The 971-nt window shown below is 59.2% G+C and carries 2 protein-coding genes; both read right to left on the reverse strand.

Translation table 11 applies throughout. The annotated features are described in order from the left end of the window. Nucleotides 1-32 precede the first annotated feature (32 nt). On the reverse strand, nt 33-257 hold the full coding sequence (locus NCT32_RS32135) for a hypothetical protein (RefSeq protein WP_238218260.1): 225 nt from the start codon (nt 255-257) through the stop codon (nt 33-35). Between the two features lie 109 nt (nt 258-366). Continuing rightward, on the reverse strand, nt 367-971 hold a 605-nt coding region (locus NCT32_RS32140; protein ID WP_250491228.1), incomplete at its 5' end, for a toprim domain-containing protein.

Consider the following 971-nt stretch of genomic DNA (forward strand, 5'->3'; position numbering starts at 1 on the left):
CAATGGTCGGGGCTTTTGTCTTCAGGGGGTAATCAATGCAGCAGAGATACACCTTGTGCGCTCGCCTGTCGACGAATGCAGTAAAACCAAGCAGTGTCCAGCGTGACGCCTTGTTTCTCCAGTCGGGCATGACCACCTCGTTTCCGGTCGATGACGTCATAGGCTTCCGCCTGCGACTTCCCTACCCTGACCGAGCCGTTCTCGACACCGGAAGTTGCCACGATTTCATACCGGCCAACAATCATCCTGAAGCTCATTTCCTTTTCTCCATTGGAAAAGCTCGGGCGGATTGCGGCCCCAGCGGGGACGAATCCCCACCGGGCAGAAAGTTACTATTAGCGGCCAGACGGCCGCGGAATCAAACAATCAAACGTGCAGTGCTTCGCGTTCGTCGCGGCGCACCACCATTGCCATCGCAGGGCGATGCGCTGCCTGAGACGCACACCACTCGTCGGCAAAATCTGTTTCCCGCTTTTTAGGCCGGTGAACCATAGCCGTGTAGCCTTCAGCTCGCAGCCGCTTCGCCAGCTTCAATGCAGCATCGACGCCCGGCGATTTGCCGGTGCGGGGATCGACCGCATCGAAGTCCGCGAAGATATGAACGACGCGGATTCCGAGGCCGTCCGGCACAACAAAATCGGCGAGAAGGATTCGATTCAGGCAATACCAGACCGGCACGCCGAAGAGCATGTGCGCGGCATACGCCGTCTCAAGACCTTCCGCGACGCCAATTTCACCGTCGACCGGATCCATCAGCCGGACTGCGCCGCCGTTGAGCTTATGCAGCGTCACGTCGTTCAGCTTGGCCGGAAGGATCTCGCCATCGTTAGTGACGATCGACGCTTTCGCCGGTTTCGAGCGTTCAAGGAAGGTGCGGTGCAACGTTCCGAGCCGGCCGTCCGGCAACGTGAAGCGGGCAAGGATGCCCGGCCACTGACCGATGACCTTCTTCTCGTGCCGGTAATCGAGCA

The sequence above is a fragment of the Caballeronia sp. INML2 genome (assembly GCF_023631365.1).
Taxonomy (GTDB): Bacteria; Pseudomonadota; Gammaproteobacteria; order Burkholderiales; family Burkholderiaceae; genus Caballeronia; species Caballeronia turbans.